The organism is Serratia sp. CY84636, from assembly GCF_052166245.1.
Classification (GTDB): Bacteria; Pseudomonadota; Gammaproteobacteria; order Enterobacterales; family Enterobacteriaceae; genus Serratia; species Serratia nevei.
In genome coordinates this window covers 1,858,254-1,883,677 of the sequence record NZ_JBJNOX010000002.1, presented here as the reverse complement: position 1 = coordinate 1,883,677, position 25,424 = coordinate 1,858,254, and the positions used below count along the sequence as shown (strand labels likewise).

The window sequence follows — 25,424 nt, the reverse complement described above, 5'->3', positions numbered from 1 at the left end:
ATGCATGATCAAAAAGACAATCACGCAGTCAATGATGCGCTCGAGCCCATCAACGCAGCCGCTCCTCAGAGCGGCGTTGATGCATTTGTACTGAGCGCGGAAGAACGTGATGCGATCGAGCACGAAAAGCACCATTACGAGGATCCGCGCGCCGCTTCCATCGAAGCACTGAAAATTGTGCAGAAGCAGCGCGGCTGGGTTCCGGACGGTGCGATTTACGCCATCGCGGAAGTGCTGGGCATCCCCGCCAGCGACGTAGAAGGCGTGGCCACGTTCTACAGCCAGATTTTCCGTCAGCCAGTAGGACGTCACGTGATCCGTTATTGTGACAGCGTTGTTTGTCACATCACCGGTTACCAGGGCATTCAGGCCGCTATCGAGAAGAAGCTGAACATCAAGCCGGGTCAAACCACCTTTGATGGCCGCTTCACGCTGTTGCCGACCTGCTGTCTGGGCAACTGCGATAAAGGGCCGACCATGATGATTGATGACGACACTCACAGTCAGCTGAAGCCTGAAGATATCGAGACGCTACTGGAGCAGTATCAATGACCAAGCACATTGTACGCACTCCCGAAACGCATCCGCTGACCTGGCGTCTGCGCGATGACAAGCAGCCGCTGTGGCTGGACGAGTACCGCAGCAAAAACGGCTATGCCGGCGCAGAAAAGGCCCTCAAAGGCCTGGCCCCGGACGAGATCGTCGGCCTGGTGAAAGACTCCGGGCTGAAGGGCCGCGGCGGCGCGGGCTTCTCCACCGGTTTGAAGTGGAGCCTGATGCCGAAGGACGAATCCATGAACATCCGTTACCTGCTGTGTAACGCCGATGAAATGGAGCCGGGCACCTATAAAGACCGCCTGCTGATGGAGCAGCTGCCGCATCTGCTGGTGGAAGGCATGTTGATCTCCGCGTTCGCGCTGAAAGCCTACCGTGGGTACATCTTCCTGCGCGGTGAGTACATCGAAGCGGCGGCGCACCTGCGTCGCGCCATCGCGGAAGCCACCGAAGCCGGCTATCTGGGCAAGAACATTCTCGGCACCGGGTTCGATTTCGAGCTGATCGTGCACACCGGCGCCGGCCGTTACATCTGCGGCGAAGAAACCGCGCTGATCAACTCGCTGGAAGGCCGCCGCGCCAACCCGCGTTCCAAGCCGCCATTCCCGGCCAGCGCCGGCGTATGGGGCAAGCCGACCTGCGTCAACAACGTCGAAACGCTGTGCAACGTGCCGGCCATTTTGGCGAACGGCGTGGAGTGGTACACCGGCATCTCCGGCAGTGAAGACAAAGGCACCAAGCTGATGGGCTTCTCCGGCCGGGTGAAAAATCCGGGCGTCTGGGAGCTGCCGTTCGGCACCACCGCGCGCGAGATCCTGGAAGACTACGCCGGCGGCATGCGCGACGGTCTGCGCTTCAAAGCCTGGCAGCCGGGCGGTGCGGGGACCGACTTCCTGACCGCCGATCACCTCGATCTGCCGATGGAATACGGCGCGATCGGCAAAGCCGGCAGCCGTCTCGGCACCGCGCTGGCGATGGCGGTAGACCATGAGATCGGCATGGTGCCGCTGGTGCGTAACCTGGAAGAGTTCTTCGCCCGCGAGTCCTGCGGCTGGTGTACGCCATGCCGCGACGGCCTGCCGTGGAGCGTGAAGATCCTGCGTGCGTTGGAAAACGGCGAAGGGCAGCCGGGGGATATCGAAACCCTCGAACAGCTGTGCCGTTCCCTCGGCCCGGGCAAAACCTTCTGCGCCCACGCGCCAGGTGCCGTAGAGCCACTGCAAAGCGCGATTAAATATTTCCGTGAAGAGTTCGAGGCGGGCATCGCCGTGCAGCACTTCGGCAACGCCCATGCGATTGGCGGCATTCAGCCGAACAATCTGCTGAAGCAGCGCTGGTAAGCCGACTCGCCCGAACACGGCCAGAATTTTTGATTAACGCCTGCCGCAAGGCAGGCCACTTGGAAGCATGCTGACTATGGCTACGATTCATGTAGACGGCAAAGAGTATGAGGTAGACGGAGCGGACAACCTGCTGCAGGCTTGTCTTTCCCTCGGCCTTGATATTCCTTACTTTTGCTGGCATCCGGCGCTGGGAAGCGTCGGCGCTTGCCGCCAATGTGCGGTAAAGCAATACCAAAACGCGGAAGATACGCGCGGCCGTTTGGTGATGTCCTGTATGACCCCGGCATCCGACGGCACCTTCATCTCCATCGATGACGGCGAAGCGAAGCAGTTCCGTGAAAGCGTGGTCGAGTGGTTGATGACCAACCACCCGCACGATTGCCCGGTCTGTGAAGAAGGCGGTAACTGTCACCTGCAGGATATGACGGTAATGACCGGCCACAGCTTCCGCCGCTACCGCTTCACCAAACGCACCCACAACAACCAGGAGCTGGGGCCGTTTATCTCGCATGAGATGAACCGCTGCATCGCCTGCTACCGCTGCGTGCGTTACTACAAAGACTATGCGGACGGCACCGACTTCGGCGTGTACGGCGCGCACGACAACGTCTACTTCGGTCGCCCGGAAAGCGGCACGCTGGAAAGCGAGTTCTCCGGCAACCTGGTGGAAGTGTGCCCGACCGGCGTATTCACCGACAAAACGCACTCCGAACGCTACAACCGTAAATGGGACATGCAGTTCGCGCCGAGCATTTGCCAGCAGTGCAGCATCGGCTGTAACACCAGCCCGGGCGAACGCTATGGCGAGCTGCGCCGTATCGAAAACCGTTACAACGGCAGCGTGAACCACTACTTCCTGTGCGACCGCGGCCGTTTCGGTTACGGCTACGTCAACCAGAAAGATCGTCCGCGTCAACCGCAGCAGCTGCGCGGCGATGACTGGATCACCCTGAACGCCGAGCAGGCGATGCAGGGCGCGGCGGACATCCTGCGTCAGGCGAAGAAAACCATCGGCATCGGCTCCCCGCGCGCCAGCCTGGAAAGCAACTTCGCGCTGCGCGAGCTGGTCGGCGCCGAGAACTACTACACCGGTATCGCTCAGGCGGAGCAATCACGCCTTGCGCTGATGCTGAACGTGCTGAAAAACGGCGGCGTCCATACGCCGGCGCTGCGTGAGATCGAAGATTACGACGCGGTGCTGGTGCTGGGCGAAGACCTGACGCAAACCGGTGCGCGTATCGCGCTGTCCGTGCGCCAGGCCGTCAAGGGGAAAGCCCGCGCGATGGCGGCGGCGCAACGCGTGGCCGACTGGCAGATCGCGGCGGTGCAGAACATCGGTCAGCACGCCAAGTACCCTCTGTTCACCACCAACGTCGACAACACCCGTCTGGACGACATCGCCGCCTGGAATTACCGCGCGCCGGTGGACGAACAGGCGCGCTTCGGCTTCGCCATCGCTCACGCGCTGGACAGCGCGGCGCCGGCGGTGAACGATCTGGCTGAAGGCCTGAACAAGAAAGTCGATATCATCGTGCAGGCGCTGACCGGCGCACGCAAACCGCTGATCGTGACCGGCAGCAACGCCGGCAGCGAAGCCATCATCGAAGCGGCGGCCAACATCGCCAAAGCGTTGAAGGGCCGCGGTTCCGATGTCGGCATCACCTTCGTGGCGGGCGCAGCCAACAGCATGGGCCTGGCGATGATCGGCGGCGGTTCGCTCGATCAGGCGCTGGAACAGCTGGCGAGCGGCGCAGCAGACACCGCCATCGTGATGGAAAACGATCTCTATCGTCATGCGCCGGCGGCGCAGGTGGATGCGGCGTTGGCCAAGGTCAACAACCTGATCGTCGCCGACCACCAGCGCACTGCGATCATGGACAAAGCCAACCTGATCCTCTCCTCGGCCAGCTTCGCCGAGAGCGACGGTACGCTGATCAACCAGGAAGGCCGCGCGCAGCGCTTCTTCCAGGTATACGATCCGGCTTACTACGACGACGCCAAGAAGAATCAGTTCACCGTGATGCTGGAAAGCTGGCGCTGGATGCACTCGCTGCACTCCACCTACACCAGCCGCCACGTGGACTGGACCCAGCTCGATGACGTGATCACCGCTTGCGTTGCCGCGTTGCCGCAGCTGCAGGGCATCGTCGACGCTGCGCCGGACGCGACTTTCCGCATTCGCGGTCAGAAGCTGGCGCGTTCGCCGCACCGCTCCAGCGGCCGTACCGCCATGCGCGCCAACATCAGCGTGCACGAGCCGCGTCAGCCACAGGATAAAGACACCATGTTCGCCTTCTCGATGGAAGGGAACAACAGCCCGCTGGCCGATCGTCAGCAGATCCCGTTCGCCTGGGCACCAGGCTGGAACTCACCGCAGGCATGGAACAAGTTCCAGGCCGAAGTGGGCGGCAAACTGCGCCACGGCGATCCGGGCGTGCGCCTGATCGAAGCGGGGGAGGGCAGCCTCGGTTACTTCGATCGCGTGCCTGCCGCGTTCAATCCGGTCGACGGCTGGCGTGTCGCGCCTTACTACCACCTGTTCGGCAGCGACGAAATGTCGCAGCGCTCTCACGTGATCCAGCAGCGCATGCCGGAAGCCTACGTGATGGTCAACCCGGCCGACGCGGCGACGCTTGGCGTCAACGCGGGCAGCCTGGTGGAGTTCAGTTGTGCGGGCCAGACCCTGCGTCTGCCGGTGCGTCTGAGTGAAACCCTGACCCAGGGCCAGGTTGGTTTGCCGCTCGGCTTGCCAGGGATCCCGCCGATCTTGGTGGGTGCTAAGGTAGACAATCTGCGGGAGGCAGCACGATGAGCTGGTTTACCCCTGAGGTGATCGACATTCTGATCGCCATTCTTAAAGCGGTCGTGATCCTGTTGGTGGTCGTGGCGTGCGGGGCATTCATGAGCTTCGGCGAACGCCGTCTGCTCGGCCTGTTCCAGAACCGCTACGGACCGAACCGCGTAGGCTGGGGCGGCTCGCTGCAGCTGGTCGCCGACATGATCAAAATGTTCTTCAAGGAAGACTGGGTACCGAGATTCTCCGACCGGGTGATCTTCACCCTGGCGCCGATGATCGCCTTTACTTCCCTGTTGCTGGCATTTGCCATCGTTCCGGTCAGCCCGACCTGGGCGGTGTCCGATCTCAACATCGGTATTCTGTTCTTCCTGATGATGGCCGGCCTGGCGGTGTACGCCGTGCTGTTCGCCGGATGGTCGAGCAACAACAAATACTCGCTGTTGGGCGCGATGCGCGCCTCCGCGCAAACCCTGAGCTACGAAGTGTTCATCGGCCTGTCGCTGATGGGCGTGGTGATGCAGGCGGATTCGTTCAACATGCAGGCCATCGTTGAATCCCAGGCGCACGTCTGGAACGTCATTCCGCAGTTCTTCGGCTTCGTGACCTTCGCGATCGCCGGCGTGGCGGTGTGCCACCGTCACCCGTTTGACCAGCCGGAAGCCGAGCAGGAACTGGCCGACGGTTACCACATCGAATATTCCGGCATGAAGTTCGGTCTGTTCTTCGTGGGGGAATACATCGGTATCGTCACCGTGTCCGCCCTGATTGTGACGTTGTTCTTCGGCGGCTGGCAGGGTCCGTTCCTGCCGCCATTCATCTGGTTCGCGTTGAAAACGGCCTTCTTCATGATGATGTTCATCCTGATCCGTGCCGCGCTGCCGCGTCCGCGTTATGACCAGGTGATGTCCTTCGGCTGGAAAGTGTGCCTGCCGCTGACGCTGCTGAACCTGCTGGCAACCGCCGCGGTCATTTTGTACAACGCTCAATAAGGGGTGAATAAACCATGACATTGAAAGAGTTAGTGGTTGGTTTCGGCACCCAGGTGCGCAGCATTTGGATGATTGGCATGCATGCCTTCGCCAAGCGCGAAACCCAGATGTATCCGGAAGAACCGGTTTACCTGCCGCCGCGCTACCGTGGCCGCATCGTGCTGACGCGCGATCCGGACGGCGAAGAGCGCTGCGTCGCCTGTAACCTGTGTGCGGTGGCCTGCCCGGTCGGCTGTATCTCGCTGCAAAAAGCGGAGCAGAAAGACGGCCGTTGGTATCCGGAGTTCTTCCGCATCAACTTCTCGCGCTGCATTTTCTGTGGCCTGTGCGAAGAGGCTTGCCCGACTACCGCTATCCAGCTGACGCCGGATTTCGAACTGGGTGAGTACAAGCGTCAGGATCTGGTGTACGAAAAAGAAGATCTGTTGATCTCGGGGCCGGGTAAATATCCGGAATATAACTTCTACCGGATGGCCGGTATGGCGATTGACGGCAAAGCCAAAGGCGAAGCCGAAAACGAAGCCAAACCGATCGACGTCAAAGGTCTGTTGCCCTAAGGAGCCAGCAAGCATGGAAATTGCATTTTACCTGGCAGGTTTGATTGCGGTGGCCGCGACGATTCGCGTGATCACCCATACCAACCCTGTGCATGCGCTGCTGTATCTGATCGTCTCGTTATTGGCGATCTCGGCAGTCTTCTTCTCTCTCGGCGCCTACTTTGCCGCCGCGTTGGAAATCATCGTTTATGCGGGCGCCATCATGGTGCTGTTCGTGTTCGTGGTGATGATGCTGAACCTCGGCAACGTGCAGCAGCAAGAGCGCGACTGGATGAAGCCGACGGTGTGGATCGGGCCTGGCCTGCTGTCACTGGCGCTGCTGGTGGTATTGATCGTCGCGATCCGCAGCGTATCCGATCAGGGCATCAGCGGTGAGATGGTCGACGCGAAGGCGGTGGGCATCAGCCTGTTCGGGCCTTACGTACTGGCGGTTGAGCTGGCTTCAATGCTGCTGTTGGCGGGGCTGGTTGTCGCCTTCCATATCGGCCGCGAGCACAAGCCTGGCGAGGTGCTGAGCAACGCGCCGGTGGGTGGCGAAATGGCGAGAAGAAAATCGGAGGAGCAAGCATGATCCCTCTTCAACACGGCCTGATCCTGGCGGCTATCCTGTTTGTGCTCGGGTTGACCGGGCTGCTGGTGCGCCGCAACCTGCTGTTTATGCTGATCAGCCTGGAAGTGATGATCAACGCTGCGGCGTTGGCGTTTATCGTGGCGGGAAGCTACTGGGGCCAGGCGGACGGGCAGGTGATGTACATCCTGGCGATCAGCCTGGCGGCAGCCGAGGCCAGTATCGGCCTGGCGCTGCTGCTGCAGCTCTACCGTCGTCGTCATACCCTGAATATTGATACTGTCAGTGAGATGCGCGGATGAACCTATTATATTTAACAATTCTGCTACCGCTGATCGGGTTCCTGCTGTTGGCATTTTCCCGCGGTCGTTGGTCTGAGAACACGGCGGCCACCGTCGGCGTGGGCTCTATCGGCCTGGCTGCGCTGGTCACGGTGTATGTGGCGATGGATTTCTTCGCCCAGAAAGCCGCCGGCGTGCAGCTGTTCGAGCAAAGCCTGTGGACCTGGATGGCCGTCGGCAACTTCAATATCGGCGTGACTCTGGTGCTGGACGGCCTGTCGCTGACCATGCTGTCGGTGGTCACCGGCGTCGGCTTCTTCATCCACATGTTCGCTTCCTGGTACATGCGCGGTGAAGAGGGCTATTCGCGCTTCTTCGCCTACACCAACCTGTTTATCGCCAGCATGGTGGTCTTGGTGCTGGCGGACAACCTGCTGCTGATGTATCTGGGTTGGGAAGGCGTGGGCCTGTGCAGCTACCTGTTGATCGGCTTCTACTACAAAGATCCGGCCAACGGCGCGGCGGCGATGAAAGCCTTTATCGTCACCCGCGTGGGCGACGTGTTCCTGGCGTTCGCGCTGTTCATCCTCTACAACGAGCTGGGCACGCTGAACATCCGTGAGCTGATGATCCTGGCGCCGCAGAAACTGGCGGTGGGCGATACGGCCATCACCTGGGCGACGCTGATGCTGCTGGGCGGCGCGGTCGGTAAATCGGCGCAGCTGCCGTTGCAAACCTGGCTGGCGGACGCGATGGCGGGCCCAACCCCGGTTTCTGCACTGATCCACGCGGCAACCATGGTGACCGCAGGCGTCTACCTGATCGCCCGCACGCACGGCCTGTTCCTGATGGCGCCGGAAGTGCTGCACCTGGTGGGCATCGTCGGTGCGGTCACTCTGCTGCTGGCCGGCTTCGCCGCGCTGGTGCAGACCGACATCAAGCGCGTGCTCGCTTACTCCACCATGAGCCAGATCGGTTACATGTTCCTGGCGCTGGGCGTGCAGGCATGGGACGCGGCGATCTTCCACCTGATGACCCACGCGTTCTTCAAGGCGCTGCTGTTCCTGTCGTCCGGTTCGGTGATCCTGGCCTGCCACCATGAGCAAAACATCTTCAAGATGGGCGGCCTGCGCAAGAGCATCCCGCTGGTGTACGTCTGCTTCCTGGTGGGTGGCGCGGCGCTGTCTGCGTTGCCGCTGGTCACGGCCGGCTTCTTCAGTAAGGACGAGATCCTGGCGGGCGCGATGGCCAACGGCCACATCAACCTGATGGTGGCCGGCCTGGTCGGTGCGTTCATGACCTCGCTGTACACCTTCCGTATGATTTTCATCGTGTTCCATGGCGAAGAGAAAATCAAAGCGCATGCCGGTAAAGGCATCACTCACCACCTGCCGCTGCTGGTTCTGCTGGTGCTGTCCACCTTCGTCGGCGCGATGATCGTGCCGCCGTTGCAGGGCGTGCTGCCGGATACGACCGAGCTGGCGCACGGCAGCGTGCTGACGCTTGAAATCACCTCCGGCGTGGTAGCTATCGTCGGCATTCTGCTGGCGGCCGCGCTGTGGCTGGGCAAACGCAGCCTGGTCAACAGCATCGCCAACAGCGCGCCAGGGCGTTTCTTCTCGACCTGGTGGTTCCATGCCTGGGGCTTCGACTGGCTGTATGACAAAGTGTTCGTCAAGCCGTACCTGGGCATTGCGAAGCTGCTGCAGCGCGATCCGCTGAACTCGCTGATGAACCTGCCGGCCGTCTTCTCCCGCTGGGGGAACCGCGGTCTGACGGTGAGCGAGAACGGTCAGGTGCGTTGGTATATAGCGTCTATGGGTGTGGGTGCAGTGGTCGTATTGGCTCTGTTGATTTTGGTTTAATTGAATAATTTAAACAGACGCATTTTTCGGGCGTAGCGCCGGGCAGGCGCTACGTACAAAGTTTGAAATTATTCGTATAAGGGACACAAAACGCCATGCTATTACCTTGGCTAATTCTTATCCCCTTTATCGGCGGTCTGCTGTGCTGGCAGCTTGAGCGCTTCGGTACTAAGGTGCCGCGCTGGATAGCGCTGATCGCAATGGGGCTGACGTTGGCGCTCTCTCTGCAGCTGTGGATGCAGGGCGGCTATACCTTGACCACGCCGAAAGGCATTCCGCAGTGGCAGAGCGAATTCCTGCTGCCGTGGATCCCACGCTTCGGCATCTCCATCCACCTGGCGCTGGACGGCCTGTCGCTGCTGATGGTGGTGTTGACCGGTCTGCTGGGCGTGCTGGCGATCCTCTGTTCCTGGCGTGAAATCCAGAAGTATCAGGGCTTCTTCCACCTCAACCTGCTGTGGATCCTGGGCGGCGTTATCGGCGTGTTCCTCGCCATCGACATGTTCCTGTTCTTCTTCTTCTGGGAAATGATGTTGGTGCCGATGTACTTCCTGATCGCGCTGTGGGGCCACAAGGCGTCGGACGGTAAAACCCGTATCACCGCGGCGACCAAGTTCTTCATCTACACCCAGGCCAGCGGTCTGGTGATGCTGATTGCGATCCTGGGCCTGGTGTTCGTGCACTACAACGCGACCGGCGTATGGACCTTCGATTACGAAGACCTGCTGCAAACGCCGATGTCCCACAACGTGCAATATCTGTTGATGCTGGGCTTCTTCATCGCCTTCGCGGTGAAAATGCCGGTGGTGCCGCTGCACGGCTGGTTGCCGGACGCGCACAGCCAGGCACCGACCGCAGGTTCCGTCGACCTGGCGGGCATCTTGCTGAAAACGGCGGCCTACGGCCTGCTGCGTTTCAGCCTGCCGCTGTTCCCTGAGGCTTCGCACGAGTTTGCGCCAATCGCCATGTGGCTGGGCGTGATCGGCATCTTCTACGGCGCCTGGATGGCGTTCGCGCAGACCGACATCAAGCGTCTTATCGCCTACACCTCGGTTTCGCACATGGGCTTCGTGCTGATCGCCATCTACACCGGCAGCCAGCTGGCTTACCAGGGCGCGGTGATCCAGATGATCGCGCACGGTCTGTCCGCCGCCGGTATGTTTATCATCTGCGGCCAGCTGTATGAGCGTCTGCATACCCGCGACATGCGTCAGATGGGCGGCCTGTGGGGGCGGATCAAATTCATCCCTGCGCTGTCGCTGTTCTTCGCCGTGGCTACGCTGGGGATGCCGGGTACCGGTAACTTCGTCGGCGAATTCATGATTCTGTTCGGCAGCTACCAGGTCGTGCCGGTGATCACCGTGATTTCTACCTTCGGTCTGGTGTTCGCTTCGGTTTACTCGCTGATCATGATGCAGCGCGCTTATTACGGTGCGCCTAAATCCGACCAGCCGCTGCAGGGCATGACCGCGCGCGAGCTGTTCATCATTCTGCTGCTGGTGGTGTTGCTGGTTCTGCTGGGGGTTTACCCGCAGCCGATTCTGGATACTTCCAACGCGGCGATGAGCAACGTGCAACACTGGTTTGGTTCGTCAGTTTCAGCAATTTCAACAACAAGGCCGTAATTCGCCATGACAATAACTCCTCAACAACTGATCGCACTGCTGCCGCTGTTGATCGTCGGATTGACGGTGGTGGTTGTGATGCTAGGCATTGCGTGGCGACGCGACCACTTTATCAACGCCACCCTGACCGTGATCGGTCTCAACCTGGCGCTGCTTTCGCTGTACTTTGTCGGCCAGGCAGGCCCAATGGACGTCACCCCGCTGCTGCGGGTTGACGGTTACTCGATGTTCTACACCGGGCTGGTGCTGCTGGCGAGTCTGGCGACCTGCACCTTCGCCTATCCTTGGCTGGTCGGCTATCCGGATAACCGCGAAGAGTTCTACCTGCTGGTGCTGATCGCCGCCATGGGGGGCATCCTGCTGGCGAGCGCCAACCATCTGGCTTCGCTGTTCATCGGTATCGAGCTGATCTCGCTGCCGCTGTTCGGCCTGGTGGGCTACGCCTACCGCCAGAAGCGCCCGCTGGAAGCCGCCATCAAGTACATGCTGCTGTCCGCCGCCGCGTCGTCGTTCCTGCTGTTCGGTATGGCGCTGCTGTATGCCGAGTCCGGCGATCTGTCGCTGGCCGGCCTCGGCAAGAGCCTGCAGGAAAACATGATGCACCAGCCGCTGATCCTGGCCGGTATGGGCATGATGATCGTCGGTCTGGGCTTCAAGCTGTCGCTGGTGCCGTTCCAACTGTGGACGCCGGACGTGTATCAGGGCGCGCCTGCGCCGGTCTCGACCTTCCTGGCGACCGCCAGCAAGATCGCGATCTTCGCGGTCGTGATGCGTCTGTTCCTGTATGCCCCGGCCGCCGACAACGAGGCGCTGCGCATGGTGCTGTCGATCATCGCGTTCTGCTCTATCTTGTTCGGTAACCTGATGGCCATCAGCCAGACCAACATCAAGCGTCTGCTGGGCTACTCGTCGATCGCTCACCTGGGCTACCTGCTGGTGGCGCTGATTGCGGTGCAAACCCATCAGCTGTCGCTGGAAACCGCCGGCGTTTACCTGGCCGGTTACCTGTTCAGCAGCCTGGGCGCCTTCGGCGTGGTCAGCCTGATGTCCAGCCCGTACCGCGGCCCGGATGCGGATTCGCTGTTCTCTTACCGTGGTCTGTTCTGGCACAAGCCAATCTTGTCCGCGGTGATGACGGTGATGATGCTGTCGCTGGCCGGTATCCCGATGACGCTGGGCTTTATCGGTAAGTTCTTCGTGATCGCGATGGGCGTCAGCGCGCACCTGTGGTGGCTGACCGGCGCAGTTGTGGTAGGCAGCGCCATCGGCCTGTACTACTACCTGCGCGTGACCGTCAGCCTGTTCCTCAGCGCGCCGGAATCACTGCAACGTGATACCCCGAACAACTGGGCGTTGACCGCCGGTGGCGTCGTGGTGCTGATCTCAGCCGCGCTGGTGCTGCTGTTGGGCGTCTATCCGCAGCCGCTGATTTCGCTGGTGCAGATGGCTCAGCCGACGTTCTGATAACGCTTCAGACGGTAAAAAGGTCGCTTCGGCGACCTTTTTTTATGGGCGGGGGAAAGAAGCTATTACAACGTCATTTGTGCCGGTTGGCAGCGATAGAGGACAGCCAGCTTTTCCCGGGTTTTCTTTTGTGGTTTCGAGTGAGGGGCTTCCCATTGGGAAACGGCGGATTGTGTCGTGCCCAATTTTTCCGCTACATCGTATTGCGAGAGGCCACGGAAAATTCGCCAAGCGGCAATCAAGCTGACGTCTTGATCCAGCATGATGGAAACGACTTCATGGGGGACGGTTTCATCATCATGCTTATCGGCATGGTAGGGAAGAGGCTCGTAGTCCTCTTGCTGTCTCACAAGCCTTTTATACTCATCGAGCGGCAATACCACATAGAGCGGCTGGCCGGAGTCATCATGGATATACTGTAACTTCGCCATTCGGCATACCTCTGACTTTCAATAAGTTGTCGATGTTCTGCGTTTTACCTGCTGAATCAGGCACACGACAGGTTCATCATCGACGATCTCAAAAATAATGCGGTAGTTCCCTGCGCGTAGACGGTACTGGTTATCGGTACCGTGCAGCTTTTTAATGTCCAGTCTGACGGTCGGGAAAGTGCCCAAGAGTTCAACCTTGTGCGCAATGGCCAACCGGTTCTGAGAAGGCAGTGTCATCAATTGTTTCAGTGCTTTACGTGACCAGCTGATCTTTGCCATTGTTCCCTCGGGCCGAATGCACGTCCTGTGCAGTGATTAGATAATAAGCTTTATATCTTATTATTTCAATCTTGGACGAAGAAGGATACGTGAGACATCAGCGATGTTTCTCCACGTGTCGGCACTCAGCCGTAATGGACGCTAAACGACGTTTCCAGCGCCTGCACCACCGCGCGCACGCGGGCGGCGCGTTGCAAATCGGGATGCAGCACCAGCCAGATATCCACCCAGTCTTTGTTCTCCGGGAGCAGGCGCACCAGCTCCGGGTCTTTGTCCGCCAAAAACGCGGAGAGCAGGCCGATGCCCAGCCCGCTGCGGGTGGCGGAGCGCAGCAGCAGCTGCGAATTGCATTGCAGCACGACGTTGGGCTCGTGCAGAGCCTCGCCGCAGAAATTGTTCCAGTGGCGCGGCACCAGCTCGCGCGGGAACATCAGCAGATCGTGGCCGCGCAGCTGCTCGCCCCTGACCGGCATGCCGCGCCGCGCCAGGTAGTGCTGAGAGGCGTACAGACCCATTTCGATGGTGGCTAAGCGTTTGATGATCAGCTCGTCGTCATCGGGGCGGGCGCCGCGGATCGCCAGATCTGCGCCGTGGTAAGAGATATCGGCGATGTTCAGCGCCGTTAACAGCGTGACGGTGATGGCGGGGTAGCGTTCCCGCAGATCTTGCAGCGCCGGCATCACGAAGGCTTCGGCCAGGGTGTCGGTGGTGGCGATGCGCACGTTGCCACACAGGCTTTCGTCACCGCTGGCGGCTTTACGGTTGATCGCCTGCACCGCATTTTCCATCTTCATCACGTCCGCCAGCATCTCCTCCCCCAGCGGGCTGAGGGCGAAGGATTTCGGCGTGCGGATAAACAGCTTGGAGCCGAGCGCATCTTCGAAAGCGGACAGCCGTCGACCGACGGTCGCCTGATCGACATGCAGCTGGCTGGCGGCTTTGCGTAGCGTGCCACAGCGTGCGACGGCCAAAAAGAAGCGCGCGTCGTCCCAATTCATCATGCCATTTCCTCTCTGCAGATTTGTCGGCACCGTGGGGCACGGGCCAAGCCAGGCGAACAATAACGGTTTCTATCATAAAGCGTTGTTCCGTCCGGGGGGAGACAAAGACGGTTAACGGCCTGCACATCGGCGGTTATTTCTCCGGTGATGCAAGAATGCATCAGGGTGATTCATTCTTGACGATACTTCGCCCGTCGCCGTAACGCTATGATAAGCGCCGTTCCCGGCTCGTCGGGTGAGGAAAAACGTCGATGGCAGGCCGCCACCTGCCGACTTTGGGAGTTAAAGCATGTCAGAAAATACCGCCATCCAGGACACGGTGCCGAAAAACGCGCAGGCATCGCGCATGGGTATTCTATTGTTCCTGGCATTGGCACTGATGTCGGCATTGCTGAACAGCAGTGCGCCGACGCCGCTGTATCCGCTGTATCAGCAGCAGCTTGCGCTGAGCTCCGTCAGCCTCACCGTTGTTTACGGCGCTTACGCCGCCGGCGTGCTGATCGCTTTGTTCGGCGTCGGCAATCTGTCCGGCAAAGTGAAGGATTTGCGCAGCATGATCGTGCCGGCATTGCTGGTGGTGTTGAGCGGTGCGCTGCTGTTCGCGCGGGCTGATACCTTTGCCATGATGCTCATGGCACGACTGTTAGCCGGGGTGGGCACCGGGGCATTGACCGGTGCGGCAAACATCGCGTTGGTGCGTTTTGGGCCACGAGACGGCGGTAAAAACGCCGCGCTGATCGCCACGTTGTCCTTTACCACAGGATTGGCGCTGGGCCCGATCTTCAGCGGCATCGCTTTGCAGACCGGTTTTCATCCCACGACGCTGCCGTTCGTTTTCATCATGGTCATTGCCGCCGTGGCTGCGTTGGGCGTGGTGTTCTCGTGGCCGCGTGGCGTGGTTACGGCGCCGACCCATGCTGCGCCGGCTGCGACAGAAAAAAGCTCGCTGCTCGATGGCCTGCGCGCCACCGGCGGTAAATTCTATGTCTGTGCCGGGGCGCTGTTTATCTGTTGGGCCCTGGCCGCCAGCATTTTGGCTATCGGCCCCAGCGTGGCGGAAACGCTGTTAGGCCTGCACGCTCGAGGCGTCTTTGGCTATGCGATTGCGGTTTATCTGTTGATCGCCGGTATCAGCCAGATCCTGAGCCGCCGCCTTAACGCCCGCCATTCGCTGTTGTTCGGTTGCCTGGCGCAGGTGCTGGCGGCGGTGGTATTCGCCGTGGCGATCCAGTGGCATTCACTGTGGCTGGCGGCTGCGGGGCTGGTGGTGGCCGGCTATGCTTACGGCGCCATTTTCGTTGGCAGCGCGACCCTGGTAAACCTGATTTCGCCGCCGGCCAGCCATGCACGTTTGCTTTCGCTGTTTTACGTGATCGCTTATATCGCCAACTGGGTGCCTATCTTGCTGGGGATCGTGGTCGACCGTGTCGATCTACAGCAGGCAACCCATCTGCTGTTCCTTAGCAGCACCACGGTATGCCTGTTGTTGGCATGGATGACGGTACGTGCTGGGTTCCCACGTTAATAGTTTTGTGATTGAAATCTCTTTTATTTAATTAATTATTCTTTAATTGCATTTATATTGTGATTTTAATCACATGAAATGACCGGCTTTCGGGTAAACTGCGCGCTTTCTTTTTGCCGCGGGTCACTTTATGAACGTTCTTTTCGCCATTGCCGTTACTACCGGGATCCTCTCCGGCGTGTGGGGCTGGGTTGCCGTCAGCCTGGGGCTGATCGGTTGGGCCGGTTTTCTCGGCTGCACGGCGTATTTCGCCTGCCCGCAGGGTGGGTTGAAAGGGCTGGTGATCGGCGCGTTGACCTGCTGCAGCGGCGTCTTCTGGGCAATGGCGATCATCCACGGCAGCGAACTGGCGCCGCAGTGGAATCTCTTGGGGTATCTGCTGACCGGCGTCGTGGCATTCCTGATGTGCATTCAGGCCAAACAGCAGTGGCTGGGGTTCGTGCCCGGCACCTTTATCGGCGCCTGCGCGACCTTCGCCGGCGGCGGTGATTGGCCGCTGGTGACGCTTTCCCTGCTGGTGGGCCTACTGTTCGGCTATGCGATGAAAAACAGCGGTTTGTGGTGGGCGGCGCTCAGCGAAAAAGCCCGCGCTACGCCGCCGATGGGCTCGAATGCCGGCTCAAACGGTGCCGCCGAGTGAGAGGCGGTAATGCAGATCGTGGCGCTCGGCGCAAGGTTCGCCCGCGATCCGCAACAGCAGCATTTCGGCGGCGGTTTTCCCCATGTCAAAGCGCGGCGTGATCACGCTGGCGATGCTCGGCGTGGTCGCCTGGCCAATATCCAGGCCGTGAAATCCCGATAACGCAACCTCTTGCGGCACGCGCACGCCGAGACGCAGGCAGGCCTGCAACACGCCCACCGCCAGATCGTCGTTGGTGCACAGGATACCGTCGAGCTGCGGGTAGCGTTCGCGCGCCATCGCCAGCATGTCGGCGCCGATCGAAACCGAAGAGACCCGATGCGGCGCGATCTGACGCGGCGTTTGCCCCTGAGCCGCCATGGCGCGGCAGTACCCCCGATAGCGTTTATTGTCGCGGGCGTCCGACATGGCGCCAAAGTAAACGATATGCCGTTTGCCGCTGGCGAGCAGCGCTTCGGTCATGTCATACCCCGCCTGTTCATTATCGAACCCCACCGCAATCCGCCCCGGCGGCGCGTCGAGATCCATCACCTGCGCGAGGGGGATTTTGGCGGCGCCGAGGTAGGTCTCTGCGCGCAAGGTATGCGCAGAATCGGTGAGGATCAGCCCGGCGATCGGGTAGCTCAACAGCTGCGCGATCTGCTCTTCTTCCCGTTGCGGGCTGTAATCGTAGTTCATCACCAGCGTTTGGTAACCCCGCGCTTGGGTAACGGATTCGATGCCGGCCAGCAGATCGGCGAAGATCTGGTTGTTGAAGGAGGGGACCAGCACGCCGAGACGCGGTTTTCTGCCGGCCTGTGCGGCATCGGCGCCGGTGACGTTCAGCTCCCGCATGACCTGCGCAATGCGTTCGGCGGTGTCGGCCGCCACTTTTTCCGGCGTGCGCAGGAAGCGGCTGACGGTCATTTTGGTCACGCCGGCCAATTGTGCGATGTCCTGTAGCGTAACGCGGGGGTGTTTCATTCGGTGGCCTTCACGGGCGGCGCGGCAAGGGCGGATAGCGGTATGTTAACAAATCGATTTGGCGATAACAATGAATGCACCTCTATTGAAAATAGCCATTTTTCAATCGGATAGCTGATTTTTACCCGCGTGCTGCCTGCGTGAGATCACGTTAAGGGTAACAGGGTTTCGTAACATGATTTTCAGTGATTTTCATCACGTTTTTACCGGTAACAATCGGCTGAGATAGAGGCCTGTCCGATTGGAGGCCTGATGGCCGGGAATCACCATGAACAATCTGTTTTCACTGGATAACAAAATCGTCTTGATCACCGGCGCCTCGCGCGGCATCGGTTTTCTGCTGGCGCGCGGCCTGGCGCAGCAAGGCGCACATATTCTGGTCAACGCCACCACCGAAGAACATGCCCGGCACGCCGCCGAGCGCCTGCGCGAAGAGGGCCTGCGTGCCGATGCGGCGGCGTTCGACGTCACCGATTCCCAGGCGGTGCATGCCGCCATCGACCGTATCGAAGCGGATATCGGCGCGATAGACGTCTTGATCAACAACGCCGGCATCCAGCGCCGCCACCCGTTCACCGAGTTTCCGGAGCAAGACTGGGACGACATCATCGCCGTCAACCAGAAGGCGGTCTTCATCGTGTCGCAAACCGTGGCGCGTTATATGGTGCCGCGCCGGCGCGGCAAGATAGTCAACATCGGCTCGATGCAAAGCGAGCTGGGGCGGGACACCATCACCCCTTATGCGGCGTCCAAGGGGGCGGTGAAAATGCTGACGCGCGGCATGTGCGTGGAGCTGGCGCGCTACAACATTCAGGTCAACGGCATTGCTCCCGGCTACTTCAAAACCGAGATGACGCAGGCGCTGGCCGACGATCCGGCCTTCACCGCCTGGCTGACCCAACGCACGCCCGCCGCGCGCTGGGGCGATCCGCAGGAGCTGATCGGCGCGGCGGTGTTCCTGGCCGCCGACGCCTCCGCCTTCGTCAACGGGCAGCTGCTGTTTGTCGATGGCGGCATGTCGGCGGCGGTGTAACCTTTTTCGTGGAGTCTTGAGATGAAAATTCAAACCCAGTCCTGCGTGGTCAATGGCAAACGAGACGTGGCGGTGATCGCGCAAGAAGTGGATTACCGGGGGCAGGGAACGCTGGTGAAAATCAGCCGCGGCGGCATCTGTGGTTCCGATCTGCATTACTTCCAGGAAGGCAAGGTCGGCAATTTTCAGGTGCGTCAGCCGATGGTGCTGGGCCATGAGGTGATCGGCGAGGTGGTCGCCAGCGATTCACCGCGGCTGCCGGTCGGGCAGAAGGTGGCGCTCAATCCCAGCAAACCCTGCGGGCAGTGTAAATACTGTCTGGCGCAGCAAAGCAATCAATGCGTCGAGATGCGTTTTTTCGGCAGCGCGATGTATTTTCCGCACGTTGACGGCGCTTTTACCCAATACAAAGTGGTGGATAGCGCGCAGTGTGTCCCTTACGGCGCCGATCGCGACGACAGGGTGATGGTGTTCGCCGAACCGCTGGCGGTGGCGATCCACGCAGCGAAACAGCCCGGCGACGTGACGGGAAAAAAGGTCTTCGTGTCCGGCGTCGGCCCGATCGGCTGCCTGTTGGTGGCGGCGCTGAAAGCGCTGGGCGCCGTCGAGATTGTCTGTGCCGATCTCAGCCCGCGCTGCCTGGCGATCGCCAGGCAAATGGGGGCCGATCGGTGCCTGCATGCCGCGGACGACGATGTTAGCGATTATCAGCAGGACAAGGGGTATTTCGACGTCGCCTTCGAAGTGGCGGGGCACCCGCAGTCGCTGCAGCGCTGTCTGGAGATCACCCGCGCCAAAGGCACCGTGGTGCAGGTGGGCATGGGCGGCAGCTTCCCCGATTTCCCGCTGATGTTGTTGATCGCCAAGGAGTTGAACCTGCTCGGATCCTTCCGCTTCGTGGCGGAGTTTGCGCTGGCGGTGGCGTGGCTGGCCGACGGCGTGGTCGATCCGCTGCCGTTGCTGTCGGCGGAGTTCGCCAGCGGGCAGCTGGCGCAGGCGCTGGAGTTTGCCGGCGATAAGCGCCAGGCCGCCAAGGTGCAATTGGTGTTTTCGGGTAAAAGTCCGATGGCCGCAGGCGGCGATCCTTGTCTATAGTGTAGGAACGCTTAATTTTTCAACCACGGAGATCTCACGATGGCAAGACATACGGATGCTGAGCAAACTACGCTGGATGACGATCTGAGAATGCTGACCGAGACGCTGGAAGAAGTGCTGCAATACACCGGCGATCGCGCGGATCAGGCTTACGTCGACATCAAGTCGCACGCCGAGCAGGCGCTGAGTGAGGTCAAGGCGCGCTGGGCGAACACCGGTGAATCCTACTACGCGCGCGCCAAAGAAGCGGTGCACCGCACCGACGACTACGTGCGGGATAAACCCTGGCACAGCGTAGGTATCGGCGCCACCGTCGGGCTGGTGCTGGGGCTGCTGCTGGCCCGTAAATAAATCACGGCATCGGGGCGGCGCAGGCCGCCTCGTGCTTTTCTGCAGACTGTGTTGTTCATCTCGCTGTTTCCCCGCTGGCTTTCCCTTATCCCGCCTATACTTCCCGCTAGCCGTCGTCGGAGCGCCTTTATTTCCCTTGTTTTTGTATGGACGGATTGAGCCGGCGTCGCCGCAAGTGTAAAGTATTTGTGTTTTTATTGTTTATTTTTTGTTCTAAATCAAATAATTATCTGGTGTAAACACCCAGGGATATACGGCGTTCTTGCGCTGGCGCAAAAGCCGTGAAAATAACACCTCATATAATACAGAGCGTAACTACAGGCGCGGCGTCCGTCGGCTGCGCCGGAGACGATCTCTGCTAACTGACTTGTGAGCGAACTATGTCGACAAGTGTTTTTAATCGCCGGTGGGCGGCTGTGCTGCTCGAGGCGCTGGCCCGCCATGGGGTGCGGCATGTTTGTATCGCTCCGGGATCGCGCTCCACGCCGCTGACGCTGGCCGCTGCGGCCAACCGATCGTTTATCTGTCATACCCATTTTGATGAGCGCGGGCTCGGCCATCTGGCGCTTGGGCTGGCGAAGGCGGCGCGTGAGCCGGTGGCGGTGATCGTCACGTCCGGCACCGCGGCGGCGAACCTTTATCCCGCGTTGATCGAAGCCGGCCTGACCGGTGAGCGGCTGGTGTTTCTCACCGCCGATCGGCCGCCGGAACTGATCGACTGCGGCGCCAATCAGGCGATCCGTCAAAGCGGCCTCTACAGCAGCCACCCGACGCTGGCGATCGATCTGCCGCGTCCTACGCCGGATATTCCGGCCGCGTGGCTGGCCTCCAGCGTCGACAGCGCGATGGCGCGCTTGCAACACGGCGCTTTGCATATCAACTGCCCGTTCGCCGAGCCGCTGTACGGCGGCGACGAACGTCACTATGCCGATTGGTCCGCCGCGCTGGGCGACTGGTGGCAGAGCGATCGTCCGTGGCTGCAGGAAAGCGAGACGCGTGCGGCGCCATTGCCGCAGCCGGACTGGTTCTTCTGGCGGCAGAAACGCGGCGTGGTGCTGGCCGGGCGCATGAGCGCGCAAGAGGGCGCTCAGGTGGCCGAATGGGCCGCAACGCTGGGCTGGCCGCTGATCGGCGACGTGCTGTCGCAGACCGGGCAACCGCTGCCCTGCGCCGATTTGTGGCTCGCTCACCCGCAGGCGCAGCGCGTACTGCAAGATGCGCAACTGGTGGTGCAGTTCGGCGGCAGCCTGACCGGCAAACGCCTGCTGCAGTGGCAGGCGCAGTGCCGGCCGGAAGAGTATTGGGTCATCGACGAGCTGCCGGGGCGGCTCGATCCGGCCCAGCACCGGGGGCGGCGACTGCGCGCCGGCGTGGCGCAGTGGTTGGCGCAGCACCCGGCACAGCCGCGCGCGCCGTGGGCCGCCGGGCTGGCCGCGCTGGCAGATAAGGCGCTGACGGCGGCATCCACGCATCTGCACGATAACTTTGGCGAAGCGCAGCTGGCGCATCGCCTGCCGGAACTGCTGCCGGAGAACGGCCAGCTGTTTCTCGGCAACAGCCTGGTGGTGCGACTGATTGACGCGTTAACGCCATTGCCCGTCGCCTACCCGGTATTCAGCAACCGCGGCGCCAGCGGCATCGACGGCCTGGTCTCCACCGCCGCCGGCGTGCAGCGCGCAACCGCCAGGCCGACGTTGGCGGTGGTGGGCGATCTTTCCGCTCTGTATGACCTCAATGCGCTGGCGCTGCTGCGCCAGAGCTCGGCGCCAACGGTGTTGATCGTCGTCAACAACAACGGCGGCCAAATTTTCTCGCTGCTGCCGACGCCGGAAGAGGATCGTCAGCGCTTTTACTGCATGCCGCAGAACGTCGAGTTTAGCCACGCGGCGGCGATGTTCCAGCTGGGTTATGCGCGGCCGGAGAACTGGAGCCAGCTGCAACAGGCGGTTGAACAAGGCTGGCGGCGCAGCGGCGCTACGCTTATCGAACTGCAGGTGCCGCCGAGCGCGGGGGCCGAAAGCCTGCAATACCTGGTGCAACAGATGGCGGTGCAATGATGCTGGCGACGCGAATTTTGCAACAGGGCGAAGCGGGCCGCCCGTGGCTGGTGTGGCTGCATGGCCTGCTCGGCAACAACAATGAATGGCGGGTGATCGCCGCACGCTGCCCGGAATGGCCGTCGCTGGCCATCGATCTGCCCGGCCACGGCGATTCCGTGGCGGTGAGCTGCCACGGCTTCGACGACATCAGCGCGCAGATTGCCGCCACGCTGCAGCTGCGCAATATCGAACGCTATTGGCTGGTGGGCTACTCGCTCGGCGGGCGCATCGCCATGTATCACGCCTGCCACGGCCGCCATGCCGGCCTGCAGGGGGTGATCGTCGAGGGCGGCAACCCGGGGCTGGAGGACGAAGAGCAGCGCCGTCGGCGCTGCGAACAGGATGCGCTGTGGGCGGCGCGTTTTCGCAGTGAGCCGATCGCCGAGGTCCTGGCGGACTGGTATCAGCAGCCGGTGTTCAAAGAGCTTAGCCACGTGCACCGCCAGGCGCTGATCGCCGCGCGCTCGGTCAACAGCGGCCCGGCGATCGCCGACATGCTCGAAGCCACGTCGCTCGGGCGGCAGCCCTATCTGGCGCCGCAGCTGCGCCAACTGAGCGTGCCGCTGCAGGTGCTGTGCGGTGAGAACGACCCCAAATTTCAACGGCTGGCGCGCGACGCCGGGTTGCCGTTGCGCATCGTGCCGCAGGCCGGGCACAACGCGCATCTGGCCAATCCGCAGGATTTCGTCGCCGAGCTGCAGACCTTTCTCGTTAACCCTGGTTAAAGGAACCGAACATGCTTTATCCGAATGAAGAACAGCTGTATGCCGCCATCGCCTGGCAGGATTGCACCGGCGATTTCGAAGACATTCTGTATCACAAGTCCGCCGACGGCATCGCCAAAATCACCATTAACCGGCCGCAGGTGCGCAATGCGTTTCGCCCGCAAACGGTTAAAGAGATGATCGACGCGCTGGCCAACGCCCGTTACGACGACGGCATCGGCGTCATTATTCTGACCGGCGCCGGCGATAAGGCCTTCTGCTCCGGTGGCGATCAGAAAGTGCGCGGCGACTACGGCGGCTATCGCGACGACAGCGGCGTGCATCACCTCAACGTGCTGGACTTCCAGCGCCAGATCCGCACCTGCCCGAAACCGGTGGTGGCGATGGTGGCCGGTTATTCGATCGGCGGCGGACACGTGCTGCACATGATGTGCGATCTGACCATCGCGGCGGATAACGCCATCTTCGGCCAGACCGGCCCGAAAGTGGGCTCGTTCGACGGCGGCTGGGGTGCGTCTTACATGGCGCGCATCGTCGGCCAGAAGAAGGCGCGCGAAATCTGGTTCCTGTGCCGCCAGTACGATGCCGCTGCCGCGTTGGACATGGGCCTGGTCAATACCGTGGTGCCGCTGGCCGATCTGGAAAAAGAGACGGTGCGCTGGTGCCGAGAAATGCTGCAGAACAGCCCGATGGCGCTGCGCTGCCTGAAGGCGGCGCTGAACGCCGACTGCGACGGCCAGGCCGGTTTGCAGGAGCTGGCGGGCAACGCCACCATGCTGTTCTACATGACCGACGAAGGGCAGGAAGGGCGCAACGCGTTCAACGAGAAGCGTCAGCCGGACTTCAGCAAATTCAAGCGTAACCCGTAATGAGCGGGGTAAACCGCAGCGCGGCGCTTTACCGTTACAGCCTGCCGATGGAGGCGGGCGTGGTGCTGCGCAATCAGCGGTTGAAAACGCGTGACGGATGGGTGGTGCAGCTGCGTCAGGGCGAGCGTGAAGGCTGGGGCGAGATCGCGCCGCTGCCGGAATTCAGCCGGGAAACGTTGGCGCAGGCCGAACAGGTCGCGTTGGACTGGCTGCAGGTCTGGTTGGCGGGCAACGAACCGGATGACAGCACGCTGCCCTCGGTGGCCTTTGGGATTAGCTGCGCGCAGGCCGAGCTGGAGCAGCGCTTGCCGACGCAGGCGGATTTTCGCAAGGCGCCGCTGTGCACCGGCGATCCGGACGAGCTGTTCGAGATATTGAGCGCCTTGCCGGGCGAGAAAGTCGCGAAAGTGAAGGTGGGGCTGTATGAGGCGGTGCGCGACGGCATGATCGTCAACGTGCTGCTGGAGGCGCTGCCGGATCTGCGGCTGCGGCTGGATGCCAACCGCAGCTGGACCCGCGCCAAAGCCGACGGTTTCGCCAAATACGTCAACCCGGCGTGGCGCGATCGCATCGCCTTTTTGGAAGAGCCCTGCAAGACCCGTGATGAATCGCGCGATTTCGCCCGGGCGACCGGCATTGCCATCGCCTGGGATGAGAGCGTGCGTGAGGCGGACTTTGTGGTGCAGGCCGAGCCGGGCGTGGCAGCCATCGTGATCAAGCCGACGCTGGTCGGCAGCCTGGCGCGCTGCCAGGCGCTGGTGGCGCAGGCGCATGCGGCGGGGCTGACGGCGGTGATCAGTTCCAGCATCGAGTCCAGCCTGGGGTTAACCCAGCTGGCGCGCATCGCCCGCTGGCTGACGCCGGACACCGTGCCGGGGCTGGATACGCTGGGGCTGATGCAGGCGCAGGTGCTGCGGCCTTGGCCAGGCAGCGCATTGCCGCTGCTGGATATTTCGGCGCTGGAGTGCCTATGGCGCCGTTAAGCGATTGGCCGTGGCGACACTGGGCGCGCCTTCAGCCGCAGGCGACGGCCCTGTTGCTCGGCGAACAGCCGCTGAGTTGGCTGGCGTTGCAAGGCCAGGTGGATGAGCTGGCGGCGGATTTTCAGCACCAGGGCGTGGAGCCGGGCTGCGGCGTGGCGCTGTGCGGTAAAAACAGCTATCCGCTGCTGTTGGCCTATCTGGCGCTGCTGCAATGCGGCGCGCGTCTGTTGCCGCTCAATCCCGCCTTGCCGACGCCGCTGCTGACGCAGCTGTTACCCGAATTAGACATCACCTTTGCCTTCGGCCCGGATCCGTTGCCGGCGCTGCCGGAAGAGGTGATTCGATTGACGCCGCCCTCGACCGAGCCGCGCTGGCCGAACCTGCCGAGGTGGGATGTGCGGCGTCTGGCGACGCTGACGCTGACCTCGGGCTCCAGCGGCATGCCTAAAGCGGCCGCACACAGCTACGCCAACCATCTGGCCAGCGCCGACGGGGTGTTGCGGTTGATGGATTTTCAGCGCGAGGATTGCTGGCTGCTGTCACTGCCGCTGTTTCATGTCTCCGGCCAGGGCATCGTCTGGCGCTGGCTGGCGGCGGGTGCGCGGCTGGCAGTGCGCGAAATGCATCCGCTGGCCGAGGCATTAGTGGGCTGCACGCACGCCTCGCTGGTGCCGACACAGCTCTGGCGGCTGCTGGCGCAACCGCTGACGGGCACGACGCTGAAAGAGGTGCTGCTCGGCGGCGCAATGATCCCGGTGGCGCTGACCGAACGGGCGGAGGCGGCGGGGATCCGCTGCTGGTGCGGCTACGGCTTGACCGAACTGGCTTCCACGGTGTGCGCCAAGCGCGCCGATGCGCGGCCGGGCGTTGGCCTGCCGCTCGGCGGCCGCGAGATCAAACTGGTGGACGAAGAAGTCTGGATCCGCGCCGACAGCCTGGCGCTCGGCTACTGGCGTCATGGGCATCTGCAGCCGCTGGCCGATGAACAGGGCTGGTTTGCGACCCGCGATCGCGGCGCGATGGCCGAGGGGGAACTGCGTATTCTCGGCCGGTTGGACAACCTGTTTTTCAGCGGCGGTGAAGGGGTGCAGCCGGAGGATATCGAACGCGTGCTGGCGGCGCATCCGCAGATCACGCAGGCGTTTGTGGTGCCGGTGGCGGACGCCGAGTTCGGCCAGCGGCCGGTGGCGGTGATCGACGGCGAACCGTCGCTGTCGCTGGCGGCGTTGCTCGCCTGGTCGCAGGATAAGCTGGCCAATTTCCAACGCCCGGCGGCGTTGCTCCCGCTGCCTGAGGAGCTGAAAAACGGCGGCATCAAGATTTCGCGCCGCCAGTTGCAGCAGTGGGTGGCGCAGCGTCTCTCTCAGGCATAAAAAAGCCGCCCGA

The 25,424-nt window shown here is 61.7% G+C and carries 24 protein-coding genes; 20 read left to right on the top strand and 4 right to left on the bottom strand.

Annotated elements, in window-relative coordinates:
* From nuoE to nuoN, 10 genes are all read left to right on the top strand, one after another.
* Entirely contained in the window at window positions 1–552 is a 552-nt protein-coding gene (nuoE, locus tag ACJ8QI_RS13330; RefSeq protein ID WP_015378580.1) for an NADH-quinone oxidoreductase subunit NuoE, read from the top strand.
* Window positions 549–1,895: an NADH-quinone oxidoreductase subunit NuoF gene (gene nuoF, locus ACJ8QI_RS13325; protein ID WP_015378579.1), complete on the top strand. Its 1,347-nt coding sequence runs from the start codon at window positions 549–551 to the stop codon at window positions 1,893–1,895. Before nuoE ends, nuoF begins: the two co-directional genes overlap by 4 nt.
* Window positions 1,896–1,971: 76 nt before the next feature.
* On the top strand, window positions 1,972–4,710 hold the full coding sequence (gene nuoG / locus ACJ8QI_RS13320) for an NADH-quinone oxidoreductase subunit NuoG (RefSeq protein WP_442532635.1): 2,739 nt from the start codon (window positions 1,972–1,974) through the stop codon (window positions 4,708–4,710).
* Window positions 4,707–5,684 (top strand): NADH-quinone oxidoreductase subunit NuoH, encoded by a 978-nt coding sequence (nuoH, locus tag ACJ8QI_RS13315; RefSeq protein WP_004936022.1) that lies wholly within the window; start codon window positions 4,707–4,709, stop codon window positions 5,682–5,684. Before nuoG ends, nuoH begins: the two co-directional genes overlap by 4 nt.
* A gap of 14 nt (window positions 5,685–5,698) precedes the next feature.
* Window positions 5,699–6,241 (top strand): NADH-quinone oxidoreductase subunit NuoI, encoded by a 543-nt coding sequence (gene nuoI, locus ACJ8QI_RS13310; RefSeq protein ID WP_025160170.1) that lies wholly within the window; start codon window positions 5,699–5,701, stop codon window positions 6,239–6,241.
* A 13-nt stretch (window positions 6,242–6,254) separates the two neighbouring features.
* The gene (nuoJ, locus tag ACJ8QI_RS13305; protein ID WP_004936018.1) at window positions 6,255–6,812 is read left to right on the top strand and encodes an NADH-quinone oxidoreductase subunit J; all 558 of its coding nucleotides are present in this window, start codon (window positions 6,255–6,257) and stop codon (window positions 6,810–6,812) included.
* Complete coding sequence (gene nuoK, locus ACJ8QI_RS13300) at window positions 6,809–7,111, top strand: NADH-quinone oxidoreductase subunit NuoK (protein WP_004936014.1); 303 nt, start codon at window positions 6,809–6,811, stop codon at window positions 7,109–7,111. Before nuoJ ends, nuoK begins: the two co-directional genes overlap by 4 nt.
* Window positions 7,108–8,955 (top strand): NADH-quinone oxidoreductase subunit L, encoded by a 1,848-nt coding sequence (gene nuoL, locus ACJ8QI_RS13295; RefSeq protein WP_019453716.1) that lies wholly within the window; start codon window positions 7,108–7,110, stop codon window positions 8,953–8,955. Before nuoK ends, nuoL begins: the two co-directional genes overlap by 4 nt.
* Before the next feature lie 95 nt (window positions 8,956–9,050).
* Window positions 9,051–10,580, top strand: a complete 1,530-nt coding sequence (nuoM, locus tag ACJ8QI_RS13290; protein WP_025303660.1) for an NADH-quinone oxidoreductase subunit M — start codon at window positions 9,051–9,053, stop codon at window positions 10,578–10,580.
* Between the two features lie 6 nt (window positions 10,581–10,586).
* A complete protein-coding gene (gene nuoN / locus ACJ8QI_RS13285; protein WP_033635324.1) occupies window positions 10,587–12,044 on the top strand; it encodes an NADH-quinone oxidoreductase subunit NuoN in 1,458 nt (485 codons plus the stop codon).
* A 65-nt stretch (window positions 12,045–12,109) separates the two neighbouring features.
* On the opposite strand, the gene ACJ8QI_RS13280 is transcribed toward nuoN, so the two are convergent.
* The 3 genes from ACJ8QI_RS13280 to ACJ8QI_RS13270 all read right to left on the bottom strand — a co-directional run bounded on the left by ACJ8QI_RS13280 (window position 12,110) and on the right by ACJ8QI_RS13270 (window position 13,755).
* Entirely contained in the window at window positions 12,110–12,475 is a 366-nt protein-coding gene (locus ACJ8QI_RS13280) for a helix-turn-helix domain-containing protein (RefSeq protein WP_072022352.1), read from the bottom strand.
* An 18-nt stretch (window positions 12,476–12,493) separates the two neighbouring features.
* Entirely contained in the window at window positions 12,494–12,754 is a 261-nt protein-coding gene (locus ACJ8QI_RS13275; protein ID WP_033635320.1) for a type II toxin-antitoxin system RelE family toxin, read from the bottom strand.
* Between the two features lie 125 nt (window positions 12,755–12,879).
* Window positions 12,880–13,755: a LysR family transcriptional regulator gene (locus ACJ8QI_RS13270; RefSeq protein WP_084827357.1), complete on the bottom strand. Its 876-nt coding sequence runs from the start codon at window positions 13,753–13,755 to the stop codon at window positions 12,880–12,882.
* Window positions 13,756–14,044: 289 nt separating this feature from the next.
* On the opposite strand from ACJ8QI_RS13270, the gene ACJ8QI_RS13265 reads away from it, so the two are divergent.
* Both ACJ8QI_RS13265 and ACJ8QI_RS13260 read left to right on the top strand, forming a co-directional pair.
* Window positions 14,045–15,280: an MFS transporter gene (locus ACJ8QI_RS13265; RefSeq protein ID WP_442532634.1), complete on the top strand. Its 1,236-nt coding sequence runs from the start codon at window positions 14,045–14,047 to the stop codon at window positions 15,278–15,280.
* A gap of 130 nt (window positions 15,281–15,410) precedes the next feature.
* Window positions 15,411–15,920, top strand: coding sequence for a DUF1097 domain-containing protein (locus ACJ8QI_RS13260; protein ID WP_442532633.1), 510 nt, complete (start codon window positions 15,411–15,413; stop codon window positions 15,918–15,920).
* Here the strand turns inward: ACJ8QI_RS13260 and ACJ8QI_RS13255 are convergent.
* Window positions 15,900–16,883 (bottom strand): LacI family DNA-binding transcriptional regulator, encoded by a 984-nt coding sequence (locus ACJ8QI_RS13255; protein WP_442532632.1) that lies wholly within the window; start codon window positions 16,881–16,883, stop codon window positions 15,900–15,902. The two genes, ACJ8QI_RS13260 and ACJ8QI_RS13255, sit on opposite strands and share 21 nt — an antisense overlap.
* A gap of 268 nt (window positions 16,884–17,151) precedes the next feature.
* On the opposite strand from ACJ8QI_RS13255, the gene idnO reads away from it, so the two are divergent.
* The 8 genes from idnO to menE all read left to right on the top strand — a co-directional run bounded on the left by idnO (window position 17,152) and on the right by menE (window position 25,411).
* Window positions 17,152–17,916, top strand: a complete 765-nt coding sequence (gene idnO, locus ACJ8QI_RS13250; RefSeq protein WP_033635314.1) for a gluconate 5-dehydrogenase — start codon at window positions 17,152–17,154, stop codon at window positions 17,914–17,916.
* A 21-nt stretch (window positions 17,917–17,937) separates the two neighbouring features.
* Window positions 17,938–19,011: an L-idonate 5-dehydrogenase gene (gene idnD / locus ACJ8QI_RS13245; protein WP_442532631.1), complete on the top strand. Its 1,074-nt coding sequence runs from the start codon at window positions 17,938–17,940 to the stop codon at window positions 19,009–19,011.
* A gap of 39 nt (window positions 19,012–19,050) precedes the next feature.
* On the top strand, window positions 19,051–19,362 hold the full coding sequence (gene elaB / locus ACJ8QI_RS13240; RefSeq protein ID WP_025160172.1) for a stress response protein ElaB: 312 nt from the start codon (window positions 19,051–19,053) through the stop codon (window positions 19,360–19,362).
* Between the two features lie 380 nt (window positions 19,363–19,742).
* On the top strand, window positions 19,743–21,419 hold the full coding sequence (menD, locus tag ACJ8QI_RS13235) for a 2-succinyl-5-enolpyruvyl-6-hydroxy-3-cyclohexene-1-carboxylic-acid synthase (RefSeq protein ID WP_141959801.1): 1,677 nt from the start codon (window positions 19,743–19,745) through the stop codon (window positions 21,417–21,419).
* Window positions 21,416–22,186: a 2-succinyl-6-hydroxy-2,4-cyclohexadiene-1-carboxylate synthase gene (gene menH, locus ACJ8QI_RS13230; protein ID WP_060420066.1), complete on the top strand. Its 771-nt coding sequence runs from the start codon at window positions 21,416–21,418 to the stop codon at window positions 22,184–22,186. Before menD ends, menH begins: the two co-directional genes overlap by 4 nt.
* Before the next feature lie 11 nt (window positions 22,187–22,197).
* Window positions 22,198–23,055: a 1,4-dihydroxy-2-naphthoyl-CoA synthase gene (gene menB / locus ACJ8QI_RS13225; RefSeq protein WP_033635308.1), complete on the top strand. Its 858-nt coding sequence runs from the start codon at window positions 22,198–22,200 to the stop codon at window positions 23,053–23,055.
* On the top strand, window positions 23,055–24,038 hold the full coding sequence (gene menC, locus ACJ8QI_RS13220; protein ID WP_442532630.1) for an o-succinylbenzoate synthase: 984 nt from the start codon (window positions 23,055–23,057) through the stop codon (window positions 24,036–24,038). The genes menB and menC overlap by 1 nt, the downstream gene beginning before the upstream one ends.
* Complete coding sequence (gene menE / locus ACJ8QI_RS13215) at window positions 24,026–25,411, top strand: o-succinylbenzoate--CoA ligase (protein ID WP_442532629.1); 1,386 nt, start codon at window positions 24,026–24,028, stop codon at window positions 25,409–25,411. The genes menC and menE overlap by 13 nt, the downstream gene beginning before the upstream one ends.
* Window positions 25,412–25,424 lie beyond the last annotated feature (13 nt).

Excerpts from the sequence above, each read along its gene's own strand:
- nuoE (WP_015378580.1), top strand. The coding sequence starts at position 1 with ATGCATGATCAAAAAGACAATCACGCAGTCAATGATGCGCTCGAGCCC.
- nuoF (WP_015378579.1), top strand. The coding sequence starts at position 549 with ATGACCAAGCACATTGTACGCACTCCCGAAACGCATCCGCTGACCTGG.
- nuoG (WP_442532635.1), top strand. The coding sequence starts at position 1,972 with ATGGCTACGATTCATGTAGACGGCAAAGAGTATGAGGTAGACGGAGCG.
- nuoH (WP_004936022.1), top strand. The coding sequence starts at position 4,707 with ATGAGCTGGTTTACCCCTGAGGTGATCGACATTCTGATCGCCATTCTT.
- nuoI (WP_025160170.1), top strand. The coding sequence starts at position 5,699 with ATGACATTGAAAGAGTTAGTGGTTGGTTTCGGCACCCAGGTGCGCAGC.
- nuoJ (WP_004936018.1), top strand. The coding sequence starts at position 6,255 with ATGGAAATTGCATTTTACCTGGCAGGTTTGATTGCGGTGGCCGCGACG.
- nuoK (WP_004936014.1), top strand. The coding sequence starts at position 6,809 with ATGATCCCTCTTCAACACGGCCTGATCCTGGCGGCTATCCTGTTTGTG.
- nuoL (WP_019453716.1), top strand. The coding sequence starts at position 7,108 with ATGAACCTATTATATTTAACAATTCTGCTACCGCTGATCGGGTTCCTG.
- nuoM (WP_025303660.1), top strand. The coding sequence starts at position 9,051 with ATGCTATTACCTTGGCTAATTCTTATCCCCTTTATCGGCGGTCTGCTG.
- nuoN (WP_033635324.1), top strand. The coding sequence starts at position 10,587 with ATGACAATAACTCCTCAACAACTGATCGCACTGCTGCCGCTGTTGATC.
- ACJ8QI_RS13280 (WP_072022352.1), bottom strand. The coding sequence starts at position 12,475 with ATGGCGAAGTTACAGTATATCCATGATGACTCCGGCCAGCCGCTCTAT.
- ACJ8QI_RS13275 (WP_033635320.1), bottom strand. The coding sequence starts at position 12,754 with ATGGCAAAGATCAGCTGGTCACGTAAAGCACTGAAACAATTGATGACA.
- ACJ8QI_RS13270 (WP_084827357.1), bottom strand. The coding sequence starts at position 13,755 with ATGATGAATTGGGACGACGCGCGCTTCTTTTTGGCCGTCGCACGCTGT.
- ACJ8QI_RS13265 (WP_442532634.1), top strand. The coding sequence starts at position 14,045 with ATGTCAGAAAATACCGCCATCCAGGACACGGTGCCGAAAAACGCGCAG.
- ACJ8QI_RS13260 (WP_442532633.1), top strand. The coding sequence starts at position 15,411 with ATGAACGTTCTTTTCGCCATTGCCGTTACTACCGGGATCCTCTCCGGC.
- ACJ8QI_RS13255 (WP_442532632.1), bottom strand. The coding sequence starts at position 16,883 with ATGAAACACCCCCGCGTTACGCTACAGGACATCGCACAATTGGCCGGC.
- idnO (WP_033635314.1), top strand. The coding sequence starts at position 17,152 with ATGAACAATCTGTTTTCACTGGATAACAAAATCGTCTTGATCACCGGC.
- idnD (WP_442532631.1), top strand. The coding sequence starts at position 17,938 with ATGAAAATTCAAACCCAGTCCTGCGTGGTCAATGGCAAACGAGACGTG.
- elaB (WP_025160172.1), top strand. The coding sequence starts at position 19,051 with ATGGCAAGACATACGGATGCTGAGCAAACTACGCTGGATGACGATCTG.
- menD (WP_141959801.1), top strand. The coding sequence starts at position 19,743 with ATGTCGACAAGTGTTTTTAATCGCCGGTGGGCGGCTGTGCTGCTCGAG.
- menH (WP_060420066.1), top strand. The coding sequence starts at position 21,416 with ATGATGCTGGCGACGCGAATTTTGCAACAGGGCGAAGCGGGCCGCCCG.
- menB (WP_033635308.1), top strand. The coding sequence starts at position 22,198 with ATGCTTTATCCGAATGAAGAACAGCTGTATGCCGCCATCGCCTGGCAG.
- menC (WP_442532630.1), top strand. The coding sequence starts at position 23,055 with ATGAGCGGGGTAAACCGCAGCGCGGCGCTTTACCGTTACAGCCTGCCG.
- menE (WP_442532629.1), top strand. The coding sequence starts at position 24,026 with ATGGCGCCGTTAAGCGATTGGCCGTGGCGACACTGGGCGCGCCTTCAG.